General features: G+C 38.9%; 1 protein-coding gene, 1 tRNA gene and 1 pseudogene. 2 read left to right on the forward strand and 1 reads right to left on the reverse strand.

What is annotated here, in order from left to right; all coding sequences use genetic code 11:
• Together K5Q29_RS10485 and K5Q29_RS10490 are read left to right on the forward strand one after the other, a co-directional pair.
• Nucleotides 1–231: transposase (locus K5Q29_RS10485; protein ID WP_221877131.1), on the forward strand; the 231-nt coding region annotated here is incomplete at its 5' end.
• 142 nt (nt 232–373) lie between these two features.
• Nucleotides 374–1,658, forward strand: a pseudogene (locus K5Q29_RS10490) (transposase).
• A gap of 117 nt (nt 1,659–1,775) precedes the next feature.
• On the opposite strand, the gene K5Q29_RS10495 reads toward K5Q29_RS10490, so the two are convergent.
• A tRNA-Pro gene (locus K5Q29_RS10495) sits at nt 1,776–1,849 on the reverse strand.
• Nucleotides 1,850–1,898: the final 49 nt, after the last annotated feature.

Raw genomic sequence — 1,898 nt, forward strand, 5'->3', positions numbered from 1 at the left:
AATATTCCTGAGAATATAGAATTCACCTTCATTCCACCCTATACACCTGAAATGAATCCTATTGAGCAAGTCTGGGCTGAGATTCGTAAACTTGGTTTCAAGAATAAAGTATTTAAGACTTTAAATGAGGTAATCGATAAACTTCAAGAGATTATTCAAACCTTAACTGTTTATCAACTCAAATCAATTGTACATAGAGATTGGATATCAGCTATTTTTGATTTTAATTGAGTATGAACAGTGAAAAGGGGCTCTATAATTTCTGTAGTGGGTAAAACCACTGTGGAGATTATGGAGCCATTTTTGAGTATAGAAAAAAAGTCCCATATGACCTATAATGAAAAGCGACGAAACTCACATTAGAAAGACTCATATGGAACAACTAAATCTTATCACAAATTTTCTCAGAATTAAAGACAAAAATATCGTTATCACTGATGAATATGATATGGGAACTCACTTAGAACTCCACGGTCACTTGGATTACACAGCCCCTAAATGCCCTTCCTGCAAGGGACAAATGGCAAAATACGATTTCCAAAAAGCCTCCAAAATTCCCTATCTAGAAACAGCTGGCTATCCCTTACTTATCCGTCTTAGAAAGCGTCGTTTCAAGTGCAAAGAATGTGCGAAAATGGCTGTCGCTGAAACTCCTCTTGTCAAGAAGAACCACCAAATCTCCGTCGCTGTTAACCAGAAGATCGCCCAATTACTCATCGAAAATCAAGCAATGACACATATTGCACACAGGCTATCCATCTCAACATCATCAGTTATCAGAAAGCTCAATGAGTTCAAGTTTGAAACAGATTGGAACACCTTACCTGAGGTGTTGAGCTGGGATGAGTATGCCTTTAAGAAAGGGAAGATGAGCTTTATCGCTTAAGATTTCAACTCCCTAAACGTCATTGCTATTCTGGACGGAAGAACTCAAGCAACCATCCGAAACCACTTTCTACGCTATCCTAGAAAGGTTAGAAATCAGGTCAAAGTCATTACCATGGATATGTTTAGTCCCTACTACAAATTGGCTAACCCCTTCGCTCTCCAATTTCTAAGCTCAGGCTGAAACAGTCTATTCCAGACTGTTTCACTCCCAAACGCAAAGATTGTTCTGGATCGCTTTCATATCGTGCAACACCTTAGTCGTGCTATGAACCGTGTCCGTATTCAAATTATGAACCAACTTGATAGAAAATCGCAGGAATACCGAGCTTTGAAACGCTACTGGAAATTGATACAACAAGACAGCCGCAAAATCAATGATAAACGATTTTATCACCCTATGTTTCGGATGCATTTAACCAACAAGGAAATTCTAGAAAAACTCCTATCCTACTCAGATGAACTCAGACGGCACTATGAACTCTATCAATTTCTCTTGTTCCATTTCCAAGAGAAAAATTCAGATCATTTCTTCAGTCTCATCGAACAGGAAATGGCCACTGTTAATCCTATTTTCCAGACGGTATTTAAGACATTTCTAAAGGATAAAGACAAGGTTTTAAACGCCATGGAATTGCCTTATTCCAACGCCAAACTGGAAGCTACCAATAATCTCATCAAAGTCATTAAAAGAAATGCCTTCGGTTTCAGGAAGATGAAAACTAGAAAAACGGATTTTGATTGCTTTGAACAGTGAAAAGGGCTGGGAATAGCCCTTTTCAGCTTATCTCCTGAAAATAAGAAAGAGATAAAGAAAGAGAGAACGAAGTTCGTCCTCTCTAGGTCTTAGCTTTTCATCTACCCACTACAGTTGACAAAGAGCCCAATAATCGGGAAGACAGGATTCGAACCTGCGACACCTTGGTCCCAAACCAAGTACTCTACCAAGCTGAGCTACTTCCCGATACTATTAAAAATAAAGCTCCCCTAACGTCTCCATTAAGCGAGTGATG

The sequence above is a fragment of the Streptococcus sp. 2018037 genome, assembly GCF_019754195.1.
In the GTDB taxonomy this organism is placed as follows: Bacteria; Bacillota; Bacilli; order Lactobacillales; family Streptococcaceae; genus Streptococcus; species Streptococcus hashimotonensis.